Source organism: Sphingobacterium sp. UBA2480, from assembly GCF_002341965.1.
GTDB classification, from domain to species: domain Bacteria; phylum Bacteroidota; class Bacteroidia; order Sphingobacteriales; family Sphingobacteriaceae; genus Sphingobacterium; species Sphingobacterium multivorum.
Map to the genome: position 1 here is coordinate 130130 of NZ_DDPA01000003.1, position 25900 is coordinate 156029.

21 protein-coding genes and 1 tRNA gene are annotated in these 25900 nt (G+C 39.3%); 13 read left to right on the forward strand and 9 right to left on the reverse strand.

What is annotated here, in order from left to right:
* Window positions 1–12 precede the first annotated feature (12 nt).
* Genes creD through B3600_RS06435 form a run of 4 tightly spaced genes read right to left on the reverse strand, consistent with a single transcriptional unit; the run spans window position 13 to window position 2937 of the window.
* Window positions 13–1479, reverse strand: a complete 1467-nt coding sequence (gene creD, locus B3600_RS06420) for a cell envelope integrity protein CreD (protein ID WP_286752436.1) — start codon at window positions 1477–1479, stop codon at window positions 13–15.
* Between the two features lie 4 nt (window positions 1480–1483).
* Window positions 1484–1975, reverse strand: coding sequence for a hypothetical protein (locus tag B3600_RS06425; protein WP_286752437.1), 492 nt, complete (start codon window positions 1973–1975; stop codon window positions 1484–1486).
* Window positions 1976–2026: 51 nt separating this feature from the next.
* On the reverse strand, window positions 2027–2329 hold the full coding sequence (locus tag B3600_RS06430) for a winged helix-turn-helix domain-containing protein (RefSeq protein ID WP_046673956.1): 303 nt from the start codon (window positions 2327–2329) through the stop codon (window positions 2027–2029).
* Window positions 2326–2937: a hypothetical protein gene (locus B3600_RS06435; protein ID WP_286752438.1), complete on the reverse strand. Its 612-nt coding sequence runs from the start codon at window positions 2935–2937 to the stop codon at window positions 2326–2328. Before B3600_RS06435 ends, B3600_RS06430 begins: the two co-directional genes overlap by 4 nt.
* 149 nt (window positions 2938–3086) lie before the next feature.
* On the opposite strand from B3600_RS06435, the gene B3600_RS06440 reads away from it, so the two are divergent.
* From B3600_RS06440 to B3600_RS06450, 3 genes are all read left to right on the forward strand, one after another.
* Window positions 3087–3168 (forward strand) — tRNA-Leu (locus B3600_RS06440).
* A 68-nt stretch (window positions 3169–3236) separates the two neighbouring features.
* On the forward strand, window positions 3237–4562 hold the full coding sequence (locus B3600_RS06445) for a trigger factor (RefSeq protein ID WP_046673958.1): 1326 nt from the start codon (window positions 3237–3239) through the stop codon (window positions 4560–4562).
* A gap of 101 nt (window positions 4563–4663) precedes the next feature.
* Complete coding sequence (locus tag B3600_RS06450; protein ID WP_112373665.1) at window positions 4664–4861, forward strand: hypothetical protein; 198 nt, start codon at window positions 4664–4666, stop codon at window positions 4859–4861.
* Here the strand turns inward: B3600_RS06450 and B3600_RS06455 are convergent.
* Entirely contained in the window at window positions 4854–9233 is a 4380-nt protein-coding gene (locus tag B3600_RS06455) for a translocation/assembly module TamB domain-containing protein (protein WP_286752439.1), read from the reverse strand. The two genes, B3600_RS06450 and B3600_RS06455, sit on opposite strands and share 8 nt — an antisense overlap.
* A gap of 52 nt (window positions 9234–9285) precedes the next feature.
* On the opposite strand from B3600_RS06455, the gene tsaD reads away from it, so the two are divergent.
* Window positions 9286–10287 (forward strand): tRNA (adenosine(37)-N6)-threonylcarbamoyltransferase complex transferase subunit TsaD, encoded by a 1002-nt coding sequence (gene tsaD / locus B3600_RS06460; RefSeq protein ID WP_046673959.1) that lies wholly within the window; start codon window positions 9286–9288, stop codon window positions 10285–10287.
* Between the two features lie 67 nt (window positions 10288–10354).
* On the opposite strand, the gene B3600_RS06465 is transcribed toward tsaD, so the two are convergent.
* A complete protein-coding gene (locus tag B3600_RS06465; RefSeq protein ID WP_286752440.1) occupies window positions 10355–11176 on the reverse strand; it encodes a hypothetical protein in 822 nt (273 codons plus the stop codon).
* A gap of 72 nt (window positions 11177–11248) precedes the next feature.
* Between B3600_RS06465 and B3600_RS06470 the strand changes: the two genes are divergently transcribed.
* Window positions 11249–12157 (forward strand): energy transducer TonB, encoded by a 909-nt coding sequence (locus B3600_RS06470; RefSeq protein WP_286752441.1) that lies wholly within the window; start codon window positions 11249–11251, stop codon window positions 12155–12157.
* A gap of 100 nt (window positions 12158–12257) precedes the next feature.
* On the forward strand, window positions 12258–12794 hold the full coding sequence (locus tag B3600_RS06475; RefSeq protein ID WP_286752442.1) for a hypothetical protein: 537 nt from the start codon (window positions 12258–12260) through the stop codon (window positions 12792–12794).
* Between the two features lie 188 nt (window positions 12795–12982).
* Here B3600_RS06475 and B3600_RS06480 read toward each other — a convergent pair whose 3' ends face one another.
* The 3 genes from B3600_RS06480 to aspS form a co-directional block, all read right to left on the reverse strand.
* On the reverse strand, window positions 12983–14119 hold the full coding sequence (locus tag B3600_RS06480) for an acyltransferase (RefSeq protein WP_286752443.1): 1137 nt from the start codon (window positions 14117–14119) through the stop codon (window positions 12983–12985).
* 72 nt (window positions 14120–14191) lie between these two features.
* On the reverse strand, window positions 14192–15580 hold the full coding sequence (locus tag B3600_RS06485) for a LutB/LldF family L-lactate oxidation iron-sulfur protein (RefSeq protein ID WP_286752444.1): 1389 nt from the start codon (window positions 15578–15580) through the stop codon (window positions 14192–14194).
* 97 nt (window positions 15581–15677) lie between these two features.
* Entirely contained in the window at window positions 15678–17429 is a 1752-nt protein-coding gene (aspS, locus tag B3600_RS06490) for an aspartate--tRNA ligase (RefSeq protein ID WP_286752445.1), read from the reverse strand.
* Window positions 17430–17864: 435 nt separating this feature from the next.
* Between aspS and mraZ the strand changes: the two genes are divergently transcribed.
* Genes mraZ through murD form a run of 7 tightly spaced genes read left to right on the forward strand, consistent with a single transcriptional unit; the run spans window position 17865 to window position 25884 of the window.
* Complete coding sequence (mraZ, locus tag B3600_RS06495) at window positions 17865–18326, forward strand: division/cell wall cluster transcriptional repressor MraZ (RefSeq protein WP_286752446.1); 462 nt, start codon at window positions 17865–17867, stop codon at window positions 18324–18326.
* A gap of 4 nt (window positions 18327–18330) precedes the next feature.
* Window positions 18331–19245, forward strand: coding sequence for a 16S rRNA (cytosine(1402)-N(4))-methyltransferase RsmH (gene rsmH, locus B3600_RS06500; protein ID WP_286752447.1), 915 nt, complete (start codon window positions 18331–18333; stop codon window positions 19243–19245).
* Between the two features lie 14 nt (window positions 19246–19259).
* On the forward strand, window positions 19260–19673 hold the full coding sequence (locus B3600_RS06505) for an FtsL-like putative cell division protein (protein WP_286752448.1): 414 nt from the start codon (window positions 19260–19262) through the stop codon (window positions 19671–19673).
* An 8-nt stretch (window positions 19674–19681) separates the two neighbouring features.
* Window positions 19682–21799, forward strand: a complete 2118-nt coding sequence (locus tag B3600_RS06510; protein ID WP_286752449.1) for a penicillin-binding protein — start codon at window positions 19682–19684, stop codon at window positions 21797–21799.
* On the forward strand, window positions 21799–23259 hold the full coding sequence (locus B3600_RS06515; RefSeq protein WP_286752450.1) for a UDP-N-acetylmuramoyl-L-alanyl-D-glutamate--2,6-diaminopimelate ligase: 1461 nt from the start codon (window positions 21799–21801) through the stop codon (window positions 23257–23259). The genes B3600_RS06510 and B3600_RS06515 overlap by 1 nt, the downstream gene beginning before the upstream one ends.
* A 4-nt stretch (window positions 23260–23263) precedes the next feature.
* Window positions 23264–24508: a phospho-N-acetylmuramoyl-pentapeptide-transferase gene (mraY, locus tag B3600_RS06520; RefSeq protein WP_046673969.1), complete on the forward strand. Its 1245-nt coding sequence runs from the start codon at window positions 23264–23266 to the stop codon at window positions 24506–24508.
* A 2-nt stretch (window positions 24509–24510) separates the two neighbouring features.
* Entirely contained in the window at window positions 24511–25884 is a 1374-nt protein-coding gene (gene murD, locus B3600_RS06525; RefSeq protein ID WP_070564947.1) for a UDP-N-acetylmuramoyl-L-alanine--D-glutamate ligase, read from the forward strand.
* Window positions 25885–25900 lie beyond the last annotated feature (16 nt).

A 25900-nucleotide genomic window follows, 5' to 3' on the forward strand; every position in this document is an offset into this window, starting at 1 on the left:
CGAAGACGTTGTTTATTGATCCACATGGCTATTATCAAATTGATACCAGTTTATTTTTGTTGAAACGCGCATCAAAATCGCCAAAATGATAAAGATGCCAATTGTTCCAGCGATAAGGGAATAATCCCGAAGTTGCATGAGGATATAGATAAAAAGATAAAATAAAGCCAGAATAGAACTCAGCAATAGCGCCGATTTCTGGTCTTTGGTAATTGATTTAATGAAACTGCCAATCAACATAACTGTAGCGACTGAAGCCGTTAAGTAAGCTAGATTAAATCCAATATGCTCGGATAGCGCGAGCAGCAATGTATAGAAAAGAACCATCGCTGCTCCAATCAGAATATATTGGATGATATGGATCCGTTTTTTCTTGATCACCTCGGTGAATAGGAGCGAAGTAAAGGTCAGGATGATAACTAAAATACCATATTTGGCGACCCGTGTTGTTTTTTGATAGTTATTGATATCTGGTAGGAAGTTAATTGTAATCATATCTGCGTTATCCAATAGGTTATTTGCAGAGGCAATTGTAGTGCTGACGGCTTGTGCTGGCTTTTGCTCATTGCCCTCATTTCCATTTTCGAGGTTGTTATCGAACTGAAAGATCGAACGGGCATCGCCTGTCCATTGTTGCGGCAGCTTCCGACTGAAAGAAGGGATTTCCCAGGAAGCCGAAAAATTGGAGGTTTCGGTATTACGTTTGCCCGGTAAGAATGCACCTGTGAAACTTGGATTAGCCCAGTTACCCTTAGCCTGGATGTTTGTCTGATCACCCAGCGGAAGAAAATTCAATGATTTGGATCCTTTTAGATTTAGTTTTATCTTAAAACGATTGTCTGTTTTCTGCGGATCCAAAGGTACAGGACAGACTAAATTTTGCGTAAATAATTTGAGATTATTAAAGTCTGGGTCGAAAGTCAATTCATCGCCATCCCAATTCAAGGATGGGCGCTTGCCTAAGCCTTTAAAATCCTGGATGCCGAAAATAAGCTTACTGCCTTTCCAGTCAATTTGCTCATTTGGGATCTCGAGTTTTTCTAGGGATATTTTGTCAAAAGAACCGTCTAATGTGATGTTGCTGTTGTAAACTACGGCATTATAAATACCTCGAGAGAGATGCTGTGGCGTTATATCGGTTGTGATATTGGATGTTTTGGGTAAGACAAATATCCATTTCAGCTCTTCTCTAAGGTTCGATTTTTCGGCTTTTTCGGCAGAAAGTGGTATAGTCTCGCGATAGGGGATAGCCAACACAGGACTGGAAATAACCTGCTCCTTTCCCCAGTTTAATGCAATACCGCCAGAAACTTCCTGTTCCCTATTTTTCCGTTCTTCTATTAAATCGCTTATTAACGAAAGTGGAATGAGCAATATCAGGGAAAGAAAGAAAATGACAAATAACTTTAGGACAGTGGAATTACTGATTTTCTCAAAAAATGACGATTGCTCTATCGGTGATGAATTGTTGTAGTCCATGATTTTAGTTGTTTAAATCTATTTGAATATTTTTACTGTATAAGGCAATTTGAAGCTCCGTTAATTGCCAATGAAGGATTTCTTTAAATTCTAAATGATGGAAGTTTTGGAGCGATCGACCTTTCTGAAAATGTCTTTTGTAATAACCGAAATGCTCGGGAAATAAGATTCCGCCAATAAAAATCATTGCCATAAGATAGAGGCTGATCTTTCCATTACCAAGTAAGAGGAATTGCATGGCAATTTCATCTTGTATCTCTGTTCCGGTTTCAGTCAGGATATGAAATACATCGTGATTTTCCAGTTTGGGCATGACATCGAAACCTTTACTTTCATAAAAGAGCCCCAGATTATGGCCGATGCTTCCAACGGGGTAGGTCATAAAATCTGCCTTAGATATTCCCCAAGCTTTTTTGTTCCATTTAAAGATGTCTGCATATACTTTGGAAGACCAATTATAGAGGTGCAGCATCAGTTTTAATCGAATTCCTTTCATTTAATCATGTTTTAAAAGTACTTTGATTTTCAAAGTGAATGAATAAAAAAATTATTTGTATTGTTGCTTTATTAAATTTTCAAGTGCAATAAGGTGATTTTCAAAGGCTTTAAGTCCTTTTGTCGTTCTTTTGTATCGGGTGTTCGGCTTCCGGTCTACAAAGCTTTTTTCGACACTAATGTATTCCTCTTTTTCCAATGTTTTTAGGTTGGAAGCAAGGTTACCGTCGGTTACATCCAACAATTCTTTCAATGAATTAAAATCATATTCTTCATTGGCAGCGAGAACACTCATAATTTGGAGGCGAACTCTGTTTTCAAATATTTTGTCATATAAGGAAAGATCTAATTTCACGATTCGTACTTTTTGTAAACGATAAAACCATAGATGATGTGTAGCACACCAAATCCTAATCCCCACAATAATAAGCCGTTGTCCGGGAAGCATATACCAATCAAACCCAGGCAGATTTCCAGTATACCCAGGCCTTTTGCTTCGGCAAAGGTATATATGCTACCCGCAGTCAGTGCCAGTCCATAAAAGATCAGGAGCATAGCAGCAATCAGCTGGTAGTAGCCTTGGACAAAAAACAACAAGGAAATCATGGCACCCGTTAGTAAGGGGATTGAAACTGCAAATAAAAGAGATTTGCTTGTAATGTTCCAAATCGACTGCTTATTTTTTCTCGCTTTTTTACGTGCCATTAGCCAGCCGGTCACCAGGGATGATAAGAGGACGATGAGCGCAATCATTAAAAACAGTAGGGGCTTATTCAGATTTTCGCCCAAGAGTAGCGCGGTACTTTCGGGTTGCTGTAGAATATAGTATCCCAATAGTGTTCCCAGCAAAGCATAACAGCCCATGAGTACACCTGATAATCCGCTTATTGAAACAAATTTGGACGATTTTTCCATTAATGATCTGATCTGTCCAAGTTCTCTAAATAAATCTTTCTGTTCCATAAAAGTACTTTGATATTCAAAGTAAATGAATAATAATGAATTATGCAAGGGGTTGGGAGAATATTGAAAAAAAATAAAAAAAAGAGTAGAAAATACTTGCAGGATATAGGTTTGGTTTCTATCTTTGTGGCATCAAAAGAAATCCTAATGCGGAAGTGGCGTAATTGGTAGCCGCACCAGACTTAGGATCTGGCGCCGCAAGGCGTGGGGGTTCGAGTCCCTTCTTCCGCACTTGATGTCCTCCCGAACTTAAAACCTCGGGAGGATTTTTTTATGAATGCGATATAGCTAAAAAGAGTATGAATATTTCACACGAGAATGTAGATGCAATCAATGCGGTAGTCAACGTCGCATTAGCACCTGAAGATTATAATCCTCAAGTCGACAAAGAGATTAAAGCGCAAGCTAAAAAAGCAAAATTACCAGGTTTCCGTCCAGGTCAAGTTCCTGTGGGACATATCAGACGTACTTATGGTAAATCTATTTTATTTGACGAGATCAATAAATTAGTGAATGAGAAAATCACCAATTATATTGCTGAAAATAAATTAGAAGTTTTAGGTCAACCACTTCCTTTGGAAGATGATGCACAATACAGCTGGGATTATAAAGACAATTTCAACTTCAAATATGAAATTGGTCTTGCTCCTGCTTTTGAATTGCCTTTTACTGCTGAGACTGAATTTACTTCGTACGAAATCAAAGCTGATGAAGAGACATTGGCAGATCGTATCAAGAACTTGCGTCGTAGCTATGGAAAAATGACTAATCCAGAAGTATCTGAAGAAGGTGATGTATTATATGCAACATTGAAACAAGATAAAGAGGAAGGTCTAGAAAAAACAACTTCTATCCGCACAGATATCGTAGAAGATGCTAAGATCAAAAAATCATTAGTTGGTCTTAAAAAGGACGATGTTGTTAAGATTGATGTTAAAAAAGCATTCAAAACTGAAGATTTAGCACGTATCTTAGGTATCACTGAAGAGGAAGCAACTGCTTTAGACGTCACTAAATTTGAATTGACTGTTAAGAATATCAACCGTTTAGAGGAAGCTGATCTAAACCAAGAATTTTTCGATAAATTATTCGCAGAAGGTGAAGTAACAGAAGAAGCTCAATTCACAGAAAAAGTGAAAGAAGAAGTTGAGAACTTATTCAAACAAAATTCAGATCAAAGATTACGTAATGATATGTATACTTTTGGTATGGAGAAAGTTGATGTATCTTTCCCTGAAGAATTCTTGAAGAGATGGTTGAAAGCAACTAACCCAAGCATTTCTGAAGAAGAATTGAACGAAGGTTTTGCTGACTTCTTGAACAACTTGAAATGGACAATCATCGAAAACCGCGTTGTTACTGAAAATGGTCTTGAAGTTAAATATGATGAAGTTATCAATTTAGCAAAAGAACGTATTTACGCGCAAATCAAGATGTATAACATCAACGAAGAGCCTTCTGATGAGCAGTTGAACCAATTTGCAATTCAATTATTGCAAGATAGAGAGCAAGGTAATCGTTTGTTCGAAGAAGCTAAAGCTTTAAAAGTATTTGATCACTTGAAAGGTTTAGTGAAATTGAACGCTACTGACATTGAATACAAAGAATTCGAGAAATTAGCATAATCGAATTTTTTAAATAAAAAAAAGAGTCCTTCCATTTATTTGGAGGGACTTTTTTTATTGCGGTGCAGCCTGGTAGCGGCTTATGCACAATTCGTTTATAGTTGTTCAGATTATCCACCGACCGCCAGTGTCGGCAGTTATATGGAGCTGGAAAGGTCGACTGGTGGAATCGAGGCAGAGCTCAGAATAGGGGCAATGCGGTTGGGATTAAAGGTGGACTGCCAGAATTGAAAGAAGCCTACTGGAATGGCAAGAGACCTATTGAAATAGCAAAGGGATTATTCAGCAAGCTTAATTGACCTTGCTTTTCTTTGTTTCAACAGGAGCTGTTGTAATCGTCTTCTTACCAAAAGGGAATAGCCTTTTCAAGAACTCCGAGAAGGTGTTGAATTCTTGCCGATAGAGTAGTCCGAAAGCACTAATATATTCGCCGTCATTGGGGCTAAGAAGAAAGTTGCGTGTATTTAGGCGATTGGAAGCACGTAGGACCAAGCGTCCATCCTTTCTTAAATAAAACATAGCCTCGGCATCGGTTGAGACCCGATCCGAAAACACGTTCAAATCTGTTAGCGCCTGACTTCTACGGTCGGAGATACCGCCTGTCAAAACAAGTCTGTCGTTGAATAAACGTAGTGAGGCAGATGCGTCATTTAAAGATTTGATATTAATATCAAAGAAATTGATGTTTAGCGATTGGGCTATGATGTTGTTGATTTGGTTGAATGCTATTTCAGTTCCTGCAGATAGCAAAGTGTTATTGACTTCTTTACCAAAGTCTGTCTGTGTGCCAGGTGTAAAACTTCGTCTCACGATTAGACTAAGCGCCTGTTGATTGACATTGTTGGCATCTGAAAAGTATCCCTGCAGTTCATCCTTAACTCCGGGGTTTTGTGGAAAGTTGATGTCAAACGTGATTTCCGGCTGACTTAACTGCCCTTTTAGGATCATATCGGCCTGTGCCAATACACGTTCAGGGTTTTCTTCCCGGCCTGCAGCATTATACAACGGTGCTAAGCTTGTTCTTTGTTGGTAGATGGCATTGATATTAATGTTCGCTTCAGTTGGGTTTCCCGCCCATCGTACTGTTCCGCCTTCTTTGAGATCAAAAATCTTGTTGATATAATCTTGAGCGGTGAAATTGAATTTTCCGCTGTTTATAATAAAATCCCCAAACATTTCAAAATCTCCCAATGAAGATATCCGCATGTTGAGATTGCTATTTCCCCTTCCTGATAACTCGCCCATAGTGGAGAATAGATTTATTTCTGCATTCGGGTTGATCAAGAGGTCCATATTCATCGTCAGACCGTTGAAATCTCGTTTCTTAACGTTTTTCTTCGTTTTGGTCGAGTCTTTCTCAATAAAGTAGATAAAGTCCGTATCTGATATTGTACTGGCACTATTAAAGGGAATGTTAATAACGGTGTTTTCTTCGGATTTAGCCCGTATATTGATATTCATGGCAGACGTTAGTCCTTTAAACTGAAAAGTGCCCGAAGCGTAAGCAGTGCCATAATATACATTATTGTCCTTTATTGTGGTATTTAATACCAGGAAATTCTTCGTCTCTGCAGTTACATCGATATCGGGATCACTCAGTTTGTTGAGATCTACAACGCCATCAATGGTTGCTATATTGTTTTTGGGATCGTATACTTTTAGCCCTGCGAGAAAAATTCGGTTATTGGTAACCGCAATTTCGTCAGAAAGTCGGTAGGGTGTTTTGAGGTAATTGATAACCATCGAAGCATTATCCAATTTTCCGGAACCTGTAATTTTGGGGTTCAGGATATCGCCTTCGATATCGAGGTCTGCATTGACCTTGCCCTGAATATTGGATACCAGGCTTCGTAAAAAGGGCTGGAAAACAAACACATCTGTGTTTACGAGTTTAGCTTTGAGATTAAGCTTATTGTTTTCACTTAAATGGTTATAGGAACCTTGTAACTGAATTAATTTATTTCCTTCCTCTATCTTGCTGTCTAGTTTTACCAGTTGATTCTCGGGGTCGTAGTTGGCACTCAGGGCTAGTGAGCCGATGGGAATATTGTTATAGAGGATAGGTGAAGTTTTTATATTGGCTACAACAAATGGAGCTTTGAATACAGAATTAACTTCAATATTTCCGTTTAAGTTGCCGGAGAGATTGATACCATGGGGCTTGGTAATACCGTTTAAGGATGTAAGATTAAAGTCCTGAAATTTGAGATTGATCTGATCACTGACTTCGTTTGACAGGATGCCATCGATATGAACTTTTTGTTCGTCATGACTCAGCGTCAGTTTTTCAAAGTACCATTTTCCTTTCGATATTTTCAATTGCGCATCATTATTGACAAGCCACCGCTCTCTATTGATTAAGATATTCGATGGATAGAAATTGATATAAGCAGGTTTGGCATGGGCAAAGCGTATGACGCCATTAAGATCCAGACTATTGCTTGCTTCAAGTTCCGACATTTTGATGTTAAATTGTAAACTGTCGTTTGCCAAGGTATTTGAAATATTGACGTTTTTAATATAGGTACTGTCGGTGAAATTGATGCGATCGATGGAGGTCTGCAATTCCATATTTTTCAAATTGGCATTTTGATCCACAATCAGGTGAGTTAGTCGAATACCATTGTATTTGAATTCGGATGCGTAAAAATTAAAACTGGCCGTTTGTTTTTCACTTTCAAATTTTGCATTGAGTGTAGCGCCGCTGTCTAAAGCAATGTCCTTTCGGAAGAATGTTGCGATTGGTTTAAAAGAAGTTATATTAATATTCAGGTCAAAGTCCTGGCGATTAAAAATGTTGTTTTCAAACCCGATTGCCGGAGCGTATCGCATGGCTAAAGCTTTAAAATAAGGAACGATTGTATTGAGGTCTATTCTTCCTTTGAGATCAATGTGTCCGATAGCCGACTGCAAGGTAAGGGAGCGTGCATTTTCATCTCCTTCGGCAAGGAAATTGATATCGCGGATGACGAATTGACCCTTAGAGGAAGTGAAATTGACACTGTCTGATTTAAATTCACCGGTAATATTATTGATGTTGTCCCCAATTAAACTGGTGTGGAATTTCGTGTTAATAATATTGATGGAATCCCCCTGAAAGAAGTTGAGTTTTTTTAGATTAGCTTGTTGGATATCAGCATCCAGGTGATAGTTGGGTTTGAAAGACCAATCGATATCTGTGGTAAACTGTAGTTTTAAATTTGGATCATATATTTGCCCTGAAGCAAGAACTAACTGTTTAGCTGTATTTCCTTCAATTTGTATATATTGATAGCTGTAATTCTTGAAATTGAAATTGCTGAGATCTCCTTTTATCTTTAAGCTCAGTTTCTTGGGGTCGGTACCTGTTCCGTCAACCTGTAGGTTGAAGCCTGTAGTTCCCAGATCTTTTAGTTTTGTTATCCTACCTACATCGAACTTTTTAGATTGAAAATTTCCCGCATATTTTATTTCCTTCTGGATATCCAATAAGGCGTCCGCCTCAACATTACCGATTGCAGTCGTGAATACTCCCTTGGTCTTAAATTTATTGTATAGGCCATTTAGGCTACCTTTGAATGAAAATTTGTCGAATATCTGGACAATTTCAGGGAGTTTAAAATTTTTTAGATTTCCGAGATCGCTAATAACGGCATTTAAGTCTTTGTGCTCAGAGGAAATTGCTACACTGGGAACAATAAATTTAGTTTTGTCAATATCAGGTAGACCGATAATCTGAAGCTTACCTGCCAAACTGGTTTTTTTTCCAATTGTTAAATCGACCTGTGATGCGTTGATGGAAGATACCGTTCCTTCTAAATTTGCGCACTTGATATTCACGTCAAATTTGACTTGGTGCATAGGAGAGGAAAAGAAAGCAATATCCTCGGAGTGAATACGGGAGTCCCGAACACGAAGTTTTACATGAACTTTATTGATGAAGTCCGAAAAATCGTCAAAGCTGTTGTAGCTAAGCTTGATGTAATTTTTGAATGTAGAACGGTTGGTGGCTAGCATAAGCTCGCTGAGTTCAATGCTTGTCTTGCTTACTGTCGTTTGTCCAAGAAGGCCTTTGATCACTAGACCTTTCTTTTCGCGCAGATTGAATGTCTTTATGTTCGCCGAAATTTGATTGGAATCTATTTTTATCTTATCAAAATGGGCGTTAAGTTTGGAAATACCTAAATCTCCAAAATCGACCACTTTATTGTAATGCTTACGTCTATGATTAACATAGCTAAATGTATTGTTCTTAATAATCAGTTCCTTTATATCGAAGATGATTTTTTTTGAACTTTTCTTTTTTTCTTTTTTAGGTGGGTTAAAGTAACGGATTAAAAATGAGATATTGGAGCTGTCCTGAAATTGCTCAAAAGTGGCTTCGGTATCTTCAATGGTTAGTTTGTTGATCACAATTTTGTTCAATTCAATGAATTGAGAAAGGTTGACGTTGGCTTCTAACCTTCCTGATTTTAATATTTCTTTTCCTTGTGGACTATAGAGTTGAAAATCTTCTACTACAATAGATTTAAAAGGTTTGAAATAGATGCTTTTGAGGCTTATTTTAGTGTTTAGTTCGTTGGATAAATAGTCGACAGCTTTTTGGGCAACATAATTTTGTACCGGTTTCAACTGTAGTGATAACGCCAATGCAAGCAGTATAATGAATATACTACCAAGGACTATTGACACTATTTTAATTATTTTTTTGATACTTTTGTATTAAAATTTATTACCTCAAGCTATGGCTATTATTTTAGGGATTGAATCCTCTTGTGATGAAACCTCCGCTTCTATCTGTATTAACGGTGAAATTCATTCAAATGTTATTGCAACTCAGGCAATCCACGCAAAATATGGTGGAGTGATTCCCGAGCTTGCTTCACGTGCTCATCAACAAAATATTATTCCAACAGTGGAAGAAGCCATTCGCCAAGCAAAAGTAAGCAAAAATCAAATAGATGCAGTGAGTTTTACGCGGGGGCCTGGATTATTAGGTGCACTTTTGGTTGGAACATCATTTGCAAAATCATTTGCACTTGCACAGAATATCCCTTTAATTGACATAAATCATATGCAGGCGCATATCCTGGCTCATTTTATTGAGGATCCGAAGCCGAATTTTCCGTTTTTATGTCTTACTGTTTCTGGGGGTCATACGCAAATTGTATTGGTGAAAGATTATTTTGAAATGGAACTTTTGGGAGAAACATTGGATGACGCGGCAGGGGAGGCTTTTGATAAAACAGCTAAAATCCTGAATCTACCTTATCCCGGTGGACCGCTTATCGATAAATTTGCAAGAGAAGGTAATTCAGCCGCTTATAAGCTGCCCGAACCACAGATTCCAGGTCTTAATTTTAGTTTTTCAGGATTGAAAACTGCGATATTGTATTTGGTTCAAGATCAATTGAAGCAGAACCCAGATTTTCTGACACACCATATGGCCGACTTATGTGCTAGTGTACAATCGCGTATTGTATCAATCCTACTGAATAAATTAAAGAAAGCAGCAAAGGAAACTGGTGTTAAGGATATTGCCATCGCGGGTGGCGTTTCGGCGAACTCTGGCCTGAGGCAAAGCTTAATTGAAATGGGCGAGAAATACAATTGGAGGGTGTTTATTCCAAAATTTGAATATTGTACTGATAATGCAGCGATGATTGCTATTGCAGGTTATCACAAGTTTTTAAAGAAAGATTTCGTTGGTCAGGACGTTGCTCCTATGGCTAGGATGCATCTGTAGTTAATACGGTAATATGAGTTTCCCCGGACACTGTCCTTCGGTGCTGGGGAAACTTAAACTTGTTTATTTATAAGGGGGAACTGTACCCATAAGCTTGTGCCGCAGAGGTAAATAAATTTTTCTTTGGCTGGTAAAAGTTCAGTTCATAACCCTCAGCACCCCAAAAAATGCTGATAAAACTAATTCCTTGCTCAGAACGCAATACGGTTAGTATCTGAAAAGCCTCGTTGTCAAACTGACCGCCATCATCAACACGCCAAGTGCTGATATCATCGTATAAAGCCGGGAAATCCAAATTGATCAGCTGTTCGTCCTTTGCGTAGGAAAATACAGCTAAAGCAGAGTCTTGTTGATTTTCAAACACCGTAAGATTAAACTCGGACTGATCACTGAGGATCGCAACTGTCGTACTTTTATTAATCTTCCTATTGTATTTCTTTTCAAGCTGCTCCTTAATCTCTGGAGAAGTTTCTTTTTGAACTTTTGTAAATTTCTCAATTTTATACTGATCTATAAAAGCTTTGTTGACAAGCATACCAAATTCGCCAGACTTGATCGCATCGCTAATTTTAAACAATGACCCTTCGCTATTCGCAAAGTTCTGGGCGGTCTGTCTTCCGTTACTCTCTTTGTTGTCCATTTTATTCTGAACAAATTCAAGCGGGCTTACCTGATTTTCCACAATCACATAGTTGTATTTTTCAGGTCCTTCCATCGCTTGATCCATAGGTAAAGCGATAAGCGAATCTTTTTGTTGGTTTAAAAAACCAAAATATGGCGAAATAGTCTTTTCCTTGTTTTCGTGCTTGATTGCAGTTTTGGATTGATTTTGATTGTTCCCGCAAGCATACAATGTAAGTAGAAAAATAGCTGAAAAAAGTGACTTCATAAGTATTTTGAATTTTTTTGTGAAATATAAGGCTTTCGCTCATCATAATGAAAAGATTTAAACTTTAATGTTATGATGAACTCTAAATTGAATATCTACCGCAAAGAATGGCTGGACGTTATTTTTGCTGGTCGCAACAAAATGTACGGTGCTTACGAGTTGCGAAATCTCTCTGATAGAGCAACAAATATGGGGTTAGGAATTGTTGTTTCTTTTGCAGTTTTGCTGATTGCAGGATCCTATACATATAATAAATATTTTAAGCAAACTGTTCCAACCGTGATTTATGAAGTACAAGATATTGGACCCGACATGCTGGAAGAAATTCAAAAGAAGGTGGAGGAAAAAGAGGAGGTTCCTGAAGAACCTGTTATGATGCAGGAAAAAGCTCCGCAGCAGGTTGCCCAAGATGTATCCAAATTTGATTTGGTTCGGATGCCCGATATAAAAGTGACCGCAGCGAGCAGAGTTACCGAAGAGCTTGTGAGTCAGGATGAGTTGAAAAACCCCAATAAAATGACCTCAAGGATCACATTGAAAGCAAGTCCATCGGGGACATATATTGCGCGCGGTGAATTTGGTTCTTCAAAAAGAGATGGTGATATTACTGGTTATAAAGATGGTTCATTATCGGGAGGCGGAACTGATGATAATGCTAACAATACATTTACATCAGTAGAAATTATGCCAACACCTGTGGGGGGACTGCCTGCTTTTATGAAGTGGATCGCCGAGAATTACAACTTTCCACAACAGGCCTTAGACCAAGGAGTTTCGGGTGTTATAGAGGTTTCTTTTGTCGTTGAGAAAGATGGATCACTGACAGATATTGCTGTTAAACGTGATATGAAATTTGGTACGGGAGATGCTGCTATAAACTTATTGAAGAAAGCGAAAAAATGGAAACCAGGAGTGCAAAATGGGCTTAAAGTACGTGTAGCGTATACTTTACCGATCCGTTTAAGTGCTGTCTCCCAATAAATGCTTCTTAACTTTATTTAACAGATCATCAATTAAACTTTCGATAGCCGAGACGACTCTTACTGATAAATAAGTTGAAAATGAGTACTTATTAAAAAGAATGATTGTTGGTTTTATAAAAAATAAAGAAATGAAAAAGTTGATGTTAAGTTTGGCGCTATCTGGATTGATGTTAGCCGGTTTCGCTCAAGAAAAAAAAGATGTTAAACCAGAAATGAAAGAAGTGCAAGCTTCTATGCATAAACATAAAACAGGAAGAATGCACGATAGTTTTAAAAATAAAACTCCAGAGGAAGTTGCTAAAATGAAAACTGATCGCATGGATCAAAAGTTGAAATTTACAGATAAACAGCGTAAAGATATCTATGCTTTTAATTTGAAGCAAGCAAAGGACCATCAGAAATTAGCTGCTGAACGCAAAGAATATCGAGCAAAAGTGAAAAAACAACGTGTGGCAGAACATGAAAAAATGATGGGAATGTTAACTCCAGAGCAACAAAAAACGTTAAAGGATTCCTACGCTGAAAATCGTAAAATGCACAAAGAACATTGGAAAAAAGACAGACAGCTAAAAAGAAAAGACTTTAAAAAAGGTGAAGTAACTAAAACAAATGAGGCAGACGTAAAAGCATCATAAAGATTAAACAAGGATAGTTTTCATATTAAATATTGGTGAGTGTTAGTAGAGGAGGGAACCGTTGGTTCCCTCTTTCTTATTATGTAAGCTCATGCTTAATACCTAAGCTCATCATTTGTTCGACGTGTTTTGTCTAGCTCAAAGGTTACACGACTGCAAAATGCTTCGGTATTCCCATCAGGATGCGCTTATTTGATAAACCTTCTTGTTATTGAATTACTATCCATCAGCTTGGTGATCAGGAAACTTAAGCTAAAACCTAAGAGCGCTATGGAGAAAATTTTCAATGTGGCTGGAAGAGTAGGAATAGGCAAGAAGATGTCTGTCAATGCTTGAACAATGATAAAATGCGCTAAGTAAATACCAAACGTGGCTGATGAAAGACGTTTTATCCATTTAGATTCGGGTATCTTCAGCTTTTGAACGACAAGAAAAAGAGCAATGGTCATGAACGCTACGTTGATATTACAGAAATACCAGATAACCTCGAGATTGGCATAATTTCCTGGATAGTACTTTTGAGTCGCCAAGAAGCCAAAAAATGTGGCTAAAAATCCAACGATAAATAAAGGTAAGGCAATCGCTATGGTCTTGGTGATAGACCATTGAAAAGGATAGTTTACCAGATAATAAGCCAACACAATGTAACCCAGAAAACCTGAAAAATAGTAGAAGGTGCCAAATTCATTCCAGTTACAGACTCCCCAGATCCCCATTTGGTCATAGTTGCCCGCATATCCCAATGTTGGAGCTATCATTTTTATGTATGGAATGAGGAGTGTGACTATCCAGAATGCAAGAAAATATTGAATGTCTTTTTTTGTTGCCTGATTCAACCAGCTGCCAATGATAGGTATGATGAGGTATAAACCAATTAACATGTACATGTACCAAAGAGGGGTAGTATCGTAGTTAAAATTAAAGATTGCTGTATAAATTTTTGTAATCGTTGCTTGCATCGTAAAATTATTCATATCGATCAAAGCACTGGGACTACTTTTAATAAAGTTCAGGTATACAAAAAAAGCTATTGGCAATACAATTGACCAAAAGATAAGTGGGACAATTATTCTTCCGATTCTCTTTTTATAAAAGGTAGCCAGATCGGTTTTAACGGGAAATAGGAGGATACCTGACATCATCGCAAATAAGGGGACACAGGCGCGAACAATACTTCCCCAGAACACACCTTGGTGAAAGGTGCTGCTGTTGTCAAATGTTCCGACAAAGGCGTCGCAGCTATGGGATATGAGTACCATAAAGCAGGCAAGAATACGTAAGAAATCAATCCAGGGAAGATAAGTTTTTGTATTTTCAGAAGTCATTTGTATTGAGGTTTGGGAGCGAAGCTAACAAAAAAAGTGGCATTAGTTTGATCGACTAATGCCACTTTTTTGTTATTCTTTATTTTTTTGATGTTCTTTCCATTGTTTAGAGAAAGATTTGTCTGCCAATTTTGGTAGCTCCCGTTGATCTCCCCAGGTTTTCTGAAAGAATTTCTTGAGGAAGAAATTCTTGAGTTTTCCGCCAAAGAAATCAATCAGTTTTCTTCGCATTATCCCGTAGGTGAACCACTGCCAGACTTTTTGTTCCGTTTTTGTTGCCAGACCCTGATCAACTGAATCTTTTCTGTTAACGAGAAGCATGCGCTGTATGTCAATACCCACGGGGCAGACCTCGGTGCATTTTCCGCAGAGTGTGGAGGCGTAGCTCAGGTGTTTGAATTCCTTCATGCCATTTAAATGTGGCGATATGAGCGATCCAATTGGGCCCTGATAAGTCGTTTCATAGGTATGTCCACCGATGTTCTGGTAGATTGGGCATACATTTAAACAGGCTCCGCAACGAATGCAGTACAAACCCTGACGTTGTTCTTTCTGCGCTAAGAGCTTACTGCGGCCATTGTCAAGCAGTATAACATACATTTCTTCGGGCCCATCTGATTCATAAGGCTGTTTTGGCCCAGTGAGTAGCGTATTGTATACTGTTAGATTTTGACCCGTGCCATGTGTGGACAGGAGTGGCCAAAAGACTTCTAAATCTTGTACATTGGGAATGATTTTTTCTATTCCAACGACGGCGATATGTGTTTTGGGAAAGGTCGATGTCAATCGGGCGTTTCCTTCATTTTCGGTAATTGCTATACTTCCAGTTTCGGCAATTAAGAAATTGGCTCCTGTAATCCCAATTTCTGCCGATAGGTAACGATCTCGAAGTAATTCACGGGCCTTCATTGTAAGTTGCTCTGCAGATGCATCTAGTGGTGTGTCAAATTTCTCGTGAAAAAGCTTGGCAATATCTTCCAGGCTCAAATGCATGGCCGGTGTAACAAAATGATAGGGCTTTTGATCCAGCAGCTGAATGATATACTCGCCAAGATCAGTTTCTATGGCTTCAATATTTTTGGAAGCCAGAAAATGATTAAGCTCAATCTCTTCTGTCGCCATCGATTTTGACTTTACGACAGATTTTGCTTTTTTACGTGCAATGATCGAATAGATTTCGTCCAAGGCTTCCGTAGCATCATTGGCCCAGATTACTTTTCCGCCTCGAGCCGTGAAGTTTGCTTCAAATTGCAACAAATAGCGATCGAGATTTTCCATGACCTTCCATTTGATCAGGTTCGCTTTTATCTTACTATTTTCAAGGTCCGCAAATTTGCTCTTGCCTTTTTCGAAAGCCATGCTGTATTTGTCGATATTGTAATTGATAATATCGCGGTGTTTGGTGTCAAATGCTTTTTGCGCACTTTCCTTAATAAACGTATTAGCGGTACTCTCTGCCATCTAATCTGCTAATTTTTCACAAAAAAAAGTTGGTAAAAATTACCAACTTTTAAATATACTGTTAATAAATTGTTTCTCGAAAATCGAGTTAAATAATTTATGCTTTTATCGCAATATTTAAGCTCAGTTCGTCCAGTTGCTCCTGGTGAATGGTTGACGGTGCATCAATCATAACATCTCTTCCCGAATTGTTTTTTGGGAAGGCAATCACGTCGCGGATGGAATCTAAACCTGCCAATAAGGATACGAGTCGGTCAAAGCCAAAAGCCAATCCGCCGTGTGGGGGAGCCCCATAGGTAAAGGCTTCCATCAGGAATCCAAATTGTTTTTTTGCTTCTTCAGGGCTGAATCCCAAATGTTTGAACATGAGCGATTGAAGGTCTCTGTCGTGGATACGGATTGATCCACCGCCTACTTCTACACCGTTTAAAACAAAGTCATAGGCATTTGCCCTTACTTCTCCAGGATTGGTATCTAAAAGTGGGATGTCTTCCGGTTTTGGAGATGTGAATGGATGATGCATGGCATGGTAACGGCCACTTTCTTCGTCCCATTCCAATAGTGGAAAATCAACAACCCATAATGGAGCAAAGGTTTCTTTGTTGCGGAAACCAAGTTGCGACGCAACTTCAAGGCGTAATTCATTGAGTTGTTTGCGAACTTTGTCTGTTCCACCAGCCATAATTAACAATAGGTCGCCAGGTTTCGCGTGGAACGCTTCTGCAATTGCCGACAGTTGTTCTGGTGTGAAAAATTTATCAACGGACGACTTCACTGAACCGTCTTCATTCACACGCGCATATACCAAGCCTGTTGCGCCAATCTGTGGACGCTTGATAAAATCTGTCAATGCATCCAGTTGTTTCCTGGTGTAATGCGCGCAATTTTCCGCATTGATACCAACCACTAGCTCCGCTGCATCAAATACAGGGAAACCTTTTCCTTTGGCAAGGTCGTTTAGTTCGACAAACTGCATTCCAAAACGGATGTCTGGTTTGTCTGATCCATATAGGCGCATCGCATCTGCGTAAGTCATACGTGGAACGGTACCTAGGTCAATTCCCTTGATTGTTTTGAAGATATGTTTTGCAAGACCTTCAAAGATATTTAACACATCTTCCTGTTCTACAAAAGACATTTCACAGTCTATTTGCGTGAACTCTGGTTGACGGTCTGCACGCAAATCTTCATCACGGAAACATTTTACAATTTGGAAATAGCGATCAAAACCTGAAACCATCAATAATTGTTTGAAGGTTTGTGGGGATTGTGGTAACGCATAAAATTCTCCAGGATTCATACGGGAAGGTACGACAAAGTCGCGTGCTCCCTCTGGAGTTGATTTGATCAGATAGGGGGTTTCTACTTCCAGAAAGTTTTGGGAGTCAAGATAACGGCGTACCTCTTGAGAGGTCTTATGACGTAAAATTAGGTTCTCACGTACAGGATTACGACGTAAATCCAGGTATCTGAACTTCATTCTGATATCATCACCACCATCTGTTTCATCTTCTATTGTAAAAGGAGGTAATTTAGCGGCATTTAATATTTCAAGATTTGAAACCTTGATTTCAATATCTCCAGTGGAGATTTTAGCATTTTTATTAGAGCGTTCGATAACTTCTCCAGTTACCTTGATGACATATTCTCTTCCGAGCTCACGGGCACTTGCGCGCAAGGACGCATCATCATCTGCATTGAACGTTAATTGTGTGATACCATATCGGTCTCTAACATCGATGAAAGTCATACCGCCCAAATCGCGCGATTTTTGAACCCATCCACTTAGGGTAACCGTTTTCCCTAAGTCAGCTAGTGTTAATTCTCCACAAGTGTGTGTTCTGTGCATATCGTTATGAAAATTATATTTGACGCAAAATTATTGGTTTTACTCGACAATAACGAATTCTGTTAAGGTTATTTGAGGAGCCTTCTCCCACTTTCTGCCACATCTTTTGTTTCTGTTTTTGACTCCTCCCACTTTGCCCCCTTTTGGGACAAAAATTGGCTAAAATTAAATTTCTAAAGAGGAAATTTTTACAATTCATTGCTGATTTTGATAAAAAAAAGAGCAAAAAATCACTTCTGGCGTAATAGCTTATTTTTCAGGAAAATTGGCTTTTAACTGCTTGTAAATAAGGTTTTACATGTATTTTTTTTGAAGTCGACTTCTGTTTGTTGTAGCGATTTGTTGATGTGGAAAACTTTTTTATGTTATAAAGTGGGGGAAAGTGGGAGAAAGTGTATACTTTTACATTTAAATTAGAATAGGATAATTGACGACATGACTCAGTTGATCGGAGAATTCGAATGCAAGTTAGACGCCAAAGGAAGAATGGTGTTACCAGCTGCGCTCAAGAGGCAAATGCCTCATGTAGAGCGGGATGGTCTTGTGGTGAATCGCGGTTTTGAGAAACATCTTGTATTTTATCCAAGAGAAGAGTGGGATTTGATGACGGCTAAACTGGCGAAATTGAATCAATTCGATCCTAAAGTTCGGGCGTTTGTCCGTGCTTTTACGCGTGGCGCTACGGAATTGACATTGGATGCTGCGGGTCGTGTTTTGTTACCCAAAAGTTTGCTGGAATTTGCAGGAATAAGCACTGAGCTGGTTTTGGCTTGTCAATTTAATAAGATTGAGGTTTGGTCGAAAGAAGGGTATGAGGAATTGATGGGTGATGGCGGTGTAGAGGATATATCATCTTTGGCGGCAGAGGTAATGGGAGATATTAATTTTGGAATATAAACGTATGGAGAATGTATATCATGTTCCGGTAATGTTACAAGAATGCATGGATGCTTTGGCTATTAAGCCAGATGGTATTTATGTGGATGTGACTTTTGGTGGTGGTGGCCATTCTCGAGAGATTCTGAAGAGACTGGGGCCGAAGGGGAAGTTGTTTGCTTTTGATCAGGATCCGGATGCATTGGAAAATGCAATCGACGATCCTCGTTTTACGTTGATACACCAAAACTTTAGGTTTTTAAAGAATAGCCTTCGTTTGGAAGGTGTGCGTTCCGTAGATGGTATTTTAGCAGATCTAGGTGTTTCTTCGCATCAATTTGATGCTGCAGATCGTGGATTTTCTATTCGCTTTGATGCAGACCTGGATATGCGTATGGATCAAGTTGGTGATTTGGATGCGAAGTCGCTGTTGGCAACCTATTCGGAGGAGGATCTTCACCGTATTTTTGGTATGTATGGTGAAATCATGAACGCTAAGTCGCTTGCGAAAACAATTGTCACTGCGCGTTTGTCACAGCCGATCCAGACTGTTGCTGAATTGAAAGAGGTGATTCAACGTCTGGTTCCAAAGGGTAAAGAACATAAGTACCATGCACAGGTATTTCAGGCTCTTCGTATAGAAGTGAACCGTGAATTGGAGGCTTTGCAGGAATTTTTGTTGCAGACAGTTGATGTGCTCGGTGTTGAAGGCCGATTGGCTGTGATGTCCTATCACTCTTTGGAGGACCGTTTGGTTAAGAATTTTATGGCTAAAGGTAAGTTTAAAGGGGAAGTTGAAAAGGATTTTTTTGGAAATGAAATTAAGCCATTTCATGTGTTGAGCCGTAAAGCAATTACGGCATCTGCGCAAGAGTTGGCGGTAAATAATAGATCGCGCAGTGCGAAACTGCGTATTGCTGAAAAGTTGGATTTGTCTTAAAATGGAGCGAGAGGATGAGCAGAAATACGATAAGACAGAAAGAATTGAGTGAAGAAGTTCAGGAAGAACTACAAGAAACTGTCGAAGAAAAGGCGGAAGAAACAGAAGCGTTTATTAAAACGCTTTTTACCGTTGGAGACCTTTCGTTAAATAGAATATTGCAATACTTGCCTTTCGGAGCTTTTATCGCCTTTCTGATGTTGTTGTACATTTCCAATCGTCATTTTGCAGAGCGAACTATTCGGAGTATCGATAAAGTGAGTAAAGAGGTAAAGGAATTGGGCTGGGATCATAAGTCTCTCTCTGCCGAACTGATGAAAATGTCTACACAGACAGAAATTGCCAAACGTGTCGATTCTTTGGGGTTGAAAGAGCGTGTGGAGCCACCGATCAAGGTTGAAGTTATAGAGAATAAAGAAGATAAATAGGAAGAGTTATGAGTATCAGAAATACGATTCTTGTGCGTGTCTACTTTGCTTTTGGGCTTATCGTACTACTTGCGTTTTTGGTATTTGGAAAAATGGCCAAGTTGCAGTATGTCGATGGAGAGCATTGGAAAGCTTTAGCGGATAGCCTTTCTATTCAGGAACGGGAGGTGGAAGCTGCTCGTGGTAATATTTATTCAAATGACGGAAGCTTGTTGGCTACTTCGGTGCCTGAATATGAGCTTCGTTTTGATGCAATGGCGATTCCCGAAGAAGATGAAGAGTATTTCAATTTGAAAGTTGACTCCTTGGCTATTAAACTTGCTGATTTTTTTAAAGATAAATCATCTCGGCAGTATTTGACATTATTAAAACAGGCACGGAATAAAAAGCAGCGCTACTTGTTGCTCAAACGTAATGTGTCACATCAGGATTTAAAAAGGGTAAAACAATTTCCTTTACTTAAATCTGCTAAAGTCAACAAGGAGCGTTTTCCAAGTTGTTTGATTACAGATAGGCAGAATAAGCGTATTTTACCTTTTGTCAATCTCGCTGCTAGAACCATCGGATATAAAAATGTGAAAGAAGATATTCATGTTGGACTGGAAGGTGCGTATGGCGAATATATCGACGGAAAAAGCGGGAAGAGGTTGATGCAGCGTATTGCTGGCGGAGTATGGATTCCTGTTAACAAAGATATTGAGGTTGCCCCCGTTGATGGGTCTGATATTATATCTACCATTGATGTGAATATGCAGGATATGGCGCAAAGGGCTCTGGAGAAGCAGATGATTACAAGTAATGCAGATGAAGGCTGTGTTGTGATGATGGAGGTGAAAACAGGAGAGGTGCGTGCGGTGGCCAATTTTATGCGTGACAAAGATGGGGTCTATCGTGAAAAGTTCAATCTTGCGATTGCGCAAAGTGCAGATCCAGGTTCAACGTTTAAGTTGGCTTCTTATCTGGCTTTGATTGATGATAAGAAAATAGATTCGAGTACAACAGTAAATATTGGTAATGGTAACTGGCCAATTTATAAGCATACGATTCGTGATTCACATGCGCCTAAGAAGTCTGTAATTTCAGCGAAAAGGGCTTTTGAGGAGTCGTCGAATGTGGGTGTTACGAAGTTTGTATATCAAGCCTATAAAGATAACCCGGATCAGTTTACATCAAAGCTACATTCTTTTGGTTTTGGTAAGACGCTCGATCTACAGATTCCCGGGGAAGGTGTGCCTTTGGTGAAAACGTCGAAAAGCAAAAGCTGGAGTGGGTTATCGTTGGTACAGATGGCTTACGGCTATGAAATGAAAATTACACCATTGCAAACGTTGACATTTTATAATGCTGTCGCAAATAACGGAAAGTTGATAGCGCCGCTATTTGTTAAGGAAATTCGGCATTTAGGAAATACTATTCAAACGTTTCAAGCGAAAGTGATTAACGAAAAGATCGCTTCGGATCATGCTTTAGCAGAGGTGAGGGGAATGATGGAAGGTGTTATGACTGAAGGAACAGGTAGAAGTGTTGCTAGTCCGTTATATAGCTCTGGTGGTAAAACAGGTACCGCACAGATGGCTGATGGCTCGAGAGGGTACGGTGCTAGACGATATCAATCTTCATTCGCGGGGTATTTTCCAGCTGAAGATCCAAAATATTCCATTATTGTGGTGATTCGTAACCCGAGAAATGGATATTACGGTGCATCGATTGCAGGGCCCGTATTTAAAGAGCTTGCAGACATGGTATATGCAAACGATATGGAGATGGAGGGGAAAAAAACGTTTAAAGCAGTCAATGTGGGCGGGAGAATGCCATTGACTTTGCAAGGTTCGAAGGAAGCTAGTAAAAAAGTGTACGATAGGTTGGGAATCAATACCGTGAATTGGGATACAATTGCGCGGGGAGAGGTGGATACCTCAACACGAGGCGTACCATTCATAGATTTAAAATATAAAGAAGGGATTGTTCCGAATGTTGTTGGAATGGGATTGATGGATGCTTTATATGTTGTAGAGAATGCAGGATTTAAAGCACACGTGACAGGAAAAGGAAGAGTTGGGGTACAGTCGTTAGCTGCGGGGCAGAAACTGCCTTTTGGAACGGCGATAAATTTAGAACTTAAGTAATGATGGATTTAAAAAAAGTATTGCATGCTATCCCTGTACAGCAGGTTGTAGGGAACCTTGAAGAGGTCGATGTGCACTCTTTGTGCTTTGATTCCAGAAAAGTGGAGTTGGGAAGTTTGTTTATCGCAGTGCGGGGTGTTCAAACAGATGGTCACTTGTTTGTAGACAAGGCAATTACCTCGGGAGCAAGAGCCGTTATTGTAGAGGAGTTGCCCGAAGAGACGTTAGATTCTGTCGCTTATATCTTGGTGGCTGATTCTGCTTATGCTTTAGGGGTTGCTGCGGCTAATTTCTACGAAAATCCTGCTGAGCAGTTGAAACTTGTTGGGGTGACCGGTACGAATGGTAAAACGACAGTAGCCACATTGTTGTTTCAGCTGTTTACTGAGCTAGGCTACCATGTAGGCTTATTATCTACAGTACAAAACCAAATTGGAACAAAGATTATACCAGCAACGCATACAACACCAGACCCTATTCAATTGAATAAATTGTTACGGGATATGGTTGATGATGGTTGTGATTATGCGTTTATGGAGGTTAGTTCGCATGCTGTCGTTCAGGAACGTATTGCAGGCTTGGTGTTTGCGGGTGCAATATTCACGAACATTACGCATGATCACCTGGATTTCCATAAAACTTTTGATAACTATATTAAAGCGAAAAAGAAGTTTTTTGACGATCTGGATGCGAATGCTTTTGCTTTGACGAATGCTGACGATAGAAATGGTCAGGTCATGCTTCAAAATACAGTGGCACATCGGAAAAGCTATGGCTTACGTTCTGGAGCGGATTTTAAAGCAAAGGTGATCGAAAGCCATTTCGATGGTATGTTGATGAGTGTTGATGGACAGGAAGTATGGGTAAAATTGATCGGCGATTTCAACGCATATAACCTTTTGGCGGTTTATGGTGCCGCTATCTTGCTTGAGCAGGAAACGGTGAAAGTATTGACCGCACTCAGTACCTTGAAGGGGGCAGAGGGGCGGTTTGAAACGATGAAATCGACTTCTGGTGTTTTTGGAATTGTGGACTATGCGCATACTCCTGACGCAGTTGAAAATGTGTTGAAGACCATTAGCTCATTGCGACGTCCGGAACAAAAAATCATTACCGTATTGGGATGCGGAGGCGATCGGGACAAAACTAAACGACCTGAAATGGCTGAAGCGGCTCTGCGTTATAGTGATCGATTTTTGATTACGTCCGACAATCCGCGTACAGAAGATCCTTATCAGATTATTAAAGATATTGAAGCCGGTGTGGCAGCAGACCAAAAGGCGAAGACGCTTTCTATAGCTGATCGTAAGGAAGCGATAAGGACAGCATATCAGCTGGCTAATCCTGGGGATATTATCCTGGTTGCAGGAAAAGGGCATGAGAAATATCAAGATATAAATGGTGTAAAACATCATTTTGATGATAAAGAAATTTTAGAGAATACATTTAACGAACAATAGAAATATGTTGTACCATCTTTTTACGTGGCTTAGCGAATATATTCATATACCTGGAGGAGGTTTGTTTCAATACATCTCTTTTAGGACATCTATGGCTGTAATCGCTTCATTGATTATTACCACGGTTTTTGGGGGAAAATTGATTCAATTCTTGCATAATAAGCAAGTTGGAGAGACAATTCGTGATTTGGGGCTTGAAGGAGAAAAAAAGAAAGCTGGTACGCCGACAATGGGTGGGATCATCATTATTGCAGGTATTCTTATCCCTACCTTGTTATTTGCTAAATTGACGAATATCTATGTGATTATCATGATTGTGACAACACTTTGGATGGGCGCAATTGGATTTTTAGATGATTATATCAAGGTCTTTCGACATAATAAAGAAGGCTTAGCTGGTAAGTTTAAAGTTGTTGGACAAGTTGGCTTGGGAGCAATAATTGCTTGTACGATGTACTTTCATCCAGATATCGTAGTTCGAAAAGGGGTCGATAAACCAACCTCTACCAAGCCTGTTGAAGTGGTTATCAATGAAGGTACAGGTGAGAAGACCTACGCTGAAAACGTAAAATCATCGAAGACGAATATTCCGTTTTATAAAAATAATGAGTTTGATTATGCCAAGGTGTTTAAAATATTTGGACTACAGAGCGATTATCTGACTTTTATCGTCTTTTTAGTTGTTGTTATTTTTATCGTTACGGCAGTTTCAAACGGCGCAAATATTACGGACGGTATCGATGGTTTAGCCACGAGTACATCCGCCATCATTGGTGTTACTTTAGCCATTTTAGCGTACGTGTCGGGTAACGTGATCTTTTCAGATTACCTCAATATTATGTATATCCCCAATTCCGGAGAACTCGTGATTTTCGCTGGGGCATTTGTTGGCGCTTGCGTAGGTTTCTTATGGTATAATACGTATCCTGCTCAAGTTTTTATGGGTGATACGGGAAGTTTAGCGATCGGCGGTATTATTGCTGCCTTTGCTATTTTGATCCGGAAAGAATTATTGATCCCAATTTTGTGTGGTGTGTTTCTGTTGGAAAACCTTTCGGTTATTCTTCAGGTGTCGTATTTCAAATACACGAAGAAGAAATATGGTGAGGGTAGACGGATCTTTTTGATGTCACCATTGCACCATCACTTTCAGAAGAAGGGGTATCATGAAGCGAAAATTGTAACACGTTTTGTTATTGTAGGAATCATATTGGCCATTCTTACTATTGTAACATTGAAAATTAGATAATGATGTCAAATATTGCAACAACATATTATCCTCAATCTGGAAGTCTGGTCATTTTAGGGGCAGGCGAAAGCGGTGTTGGAACGGCGATTCTTGGGAAAGAAAAGGGATTTGATGTATTTGTGTCAGATAAAGGGCTTATTGCAGACCACTATAAGGAACAACTAAAAGCGGAGGGAATAGCTTTCGAAGAAGGTCAACATGACGAAGGCCGTATCTTGAATGCTGCACTGGTTGTAAAAAGCCCTGGTATTCCAGCGACCGTACCATTGGTCGTTGCATTGAGAGCAAAGAATATACCTGTGATTGCAGAAATTGAATTTGCGGCGCAATATACGGATGCAAAGTTAATCTGTATTACAGGGTCAAACGGAAAGTCTACGACGACGATGTTGACTTATGAAATGCTTAAGCATGGCGGTTTAAACGTCGGATTGGCAGGTAATATCGGGAAAAGCTTTGCATTGCAGGTGGCTAAAGAACAGTTCGATTGCTATGTATTGGAAATATCGAGCTTTATGCTGGACGATATGTACCATTTTAGAGCAGATGTTGCTGTTATACTGAATATTACTCCTGATCATTTGGATCGCTATGACCATAAAATGGAAAATTATGTGGATTCAAAATTCAGAATGATTCAGAATCAAACGGAGAAGGATTATTTTATATACTGCCTGGACGATCCGGAAACAGTTAAAGGATTGGAAAGACATCATAGTAAAGGGACCTATTTGCCTTTTACACAAGAACAACTTGTTGAATTGGGGGCTTATTTAAATGCCAACAAAACAATAATTATTAATACACCAAATAACGATACATTCACTATGAGAGCTGAGGAATTGTCATTGCAGGGGAAGCATAATATTTATAATAGCATGGCTTCTGGGTTAATTGCGAAAGTGCAGGAATTGAGAAATCAAGTGATGAAAGAAAGTATGGGATCGTATGTGAATATTCCACATCGCCTTGAACATGTAGCCTGTATCGGCGGTGTAAATTACATTAACGATTCAAAGGCGACGAATGTAAATTCGGTATGGTATGCTTTGGAAAGTTTCTCTACACCAATCGTGTTGTTATTGGGGGGCGTGGATAAAGGAAACGATTACAGTATGCTTGCTGATTTGGTCAAAGACAAGGTGCGCGCTATCGTTTGTTTAGGAAAAGATACGGCTGCAATTCATAAAGCATTTGAACAAGATGTGGAGATTATTGTCAACAGTACCTCCATGCAAGATGCCGTGGTATTGTCGTCCCACTTAGCTCAAAAAGGTGACACCGTCTTATTGTCTCCTGCTTGCGCTAGTTTTGATTGGTTTAAGAATTATGAAGATCGTGGCGATAAATTTAAGGCTGCTGTAATGGAATTATAAATGGTGTAACCCAATA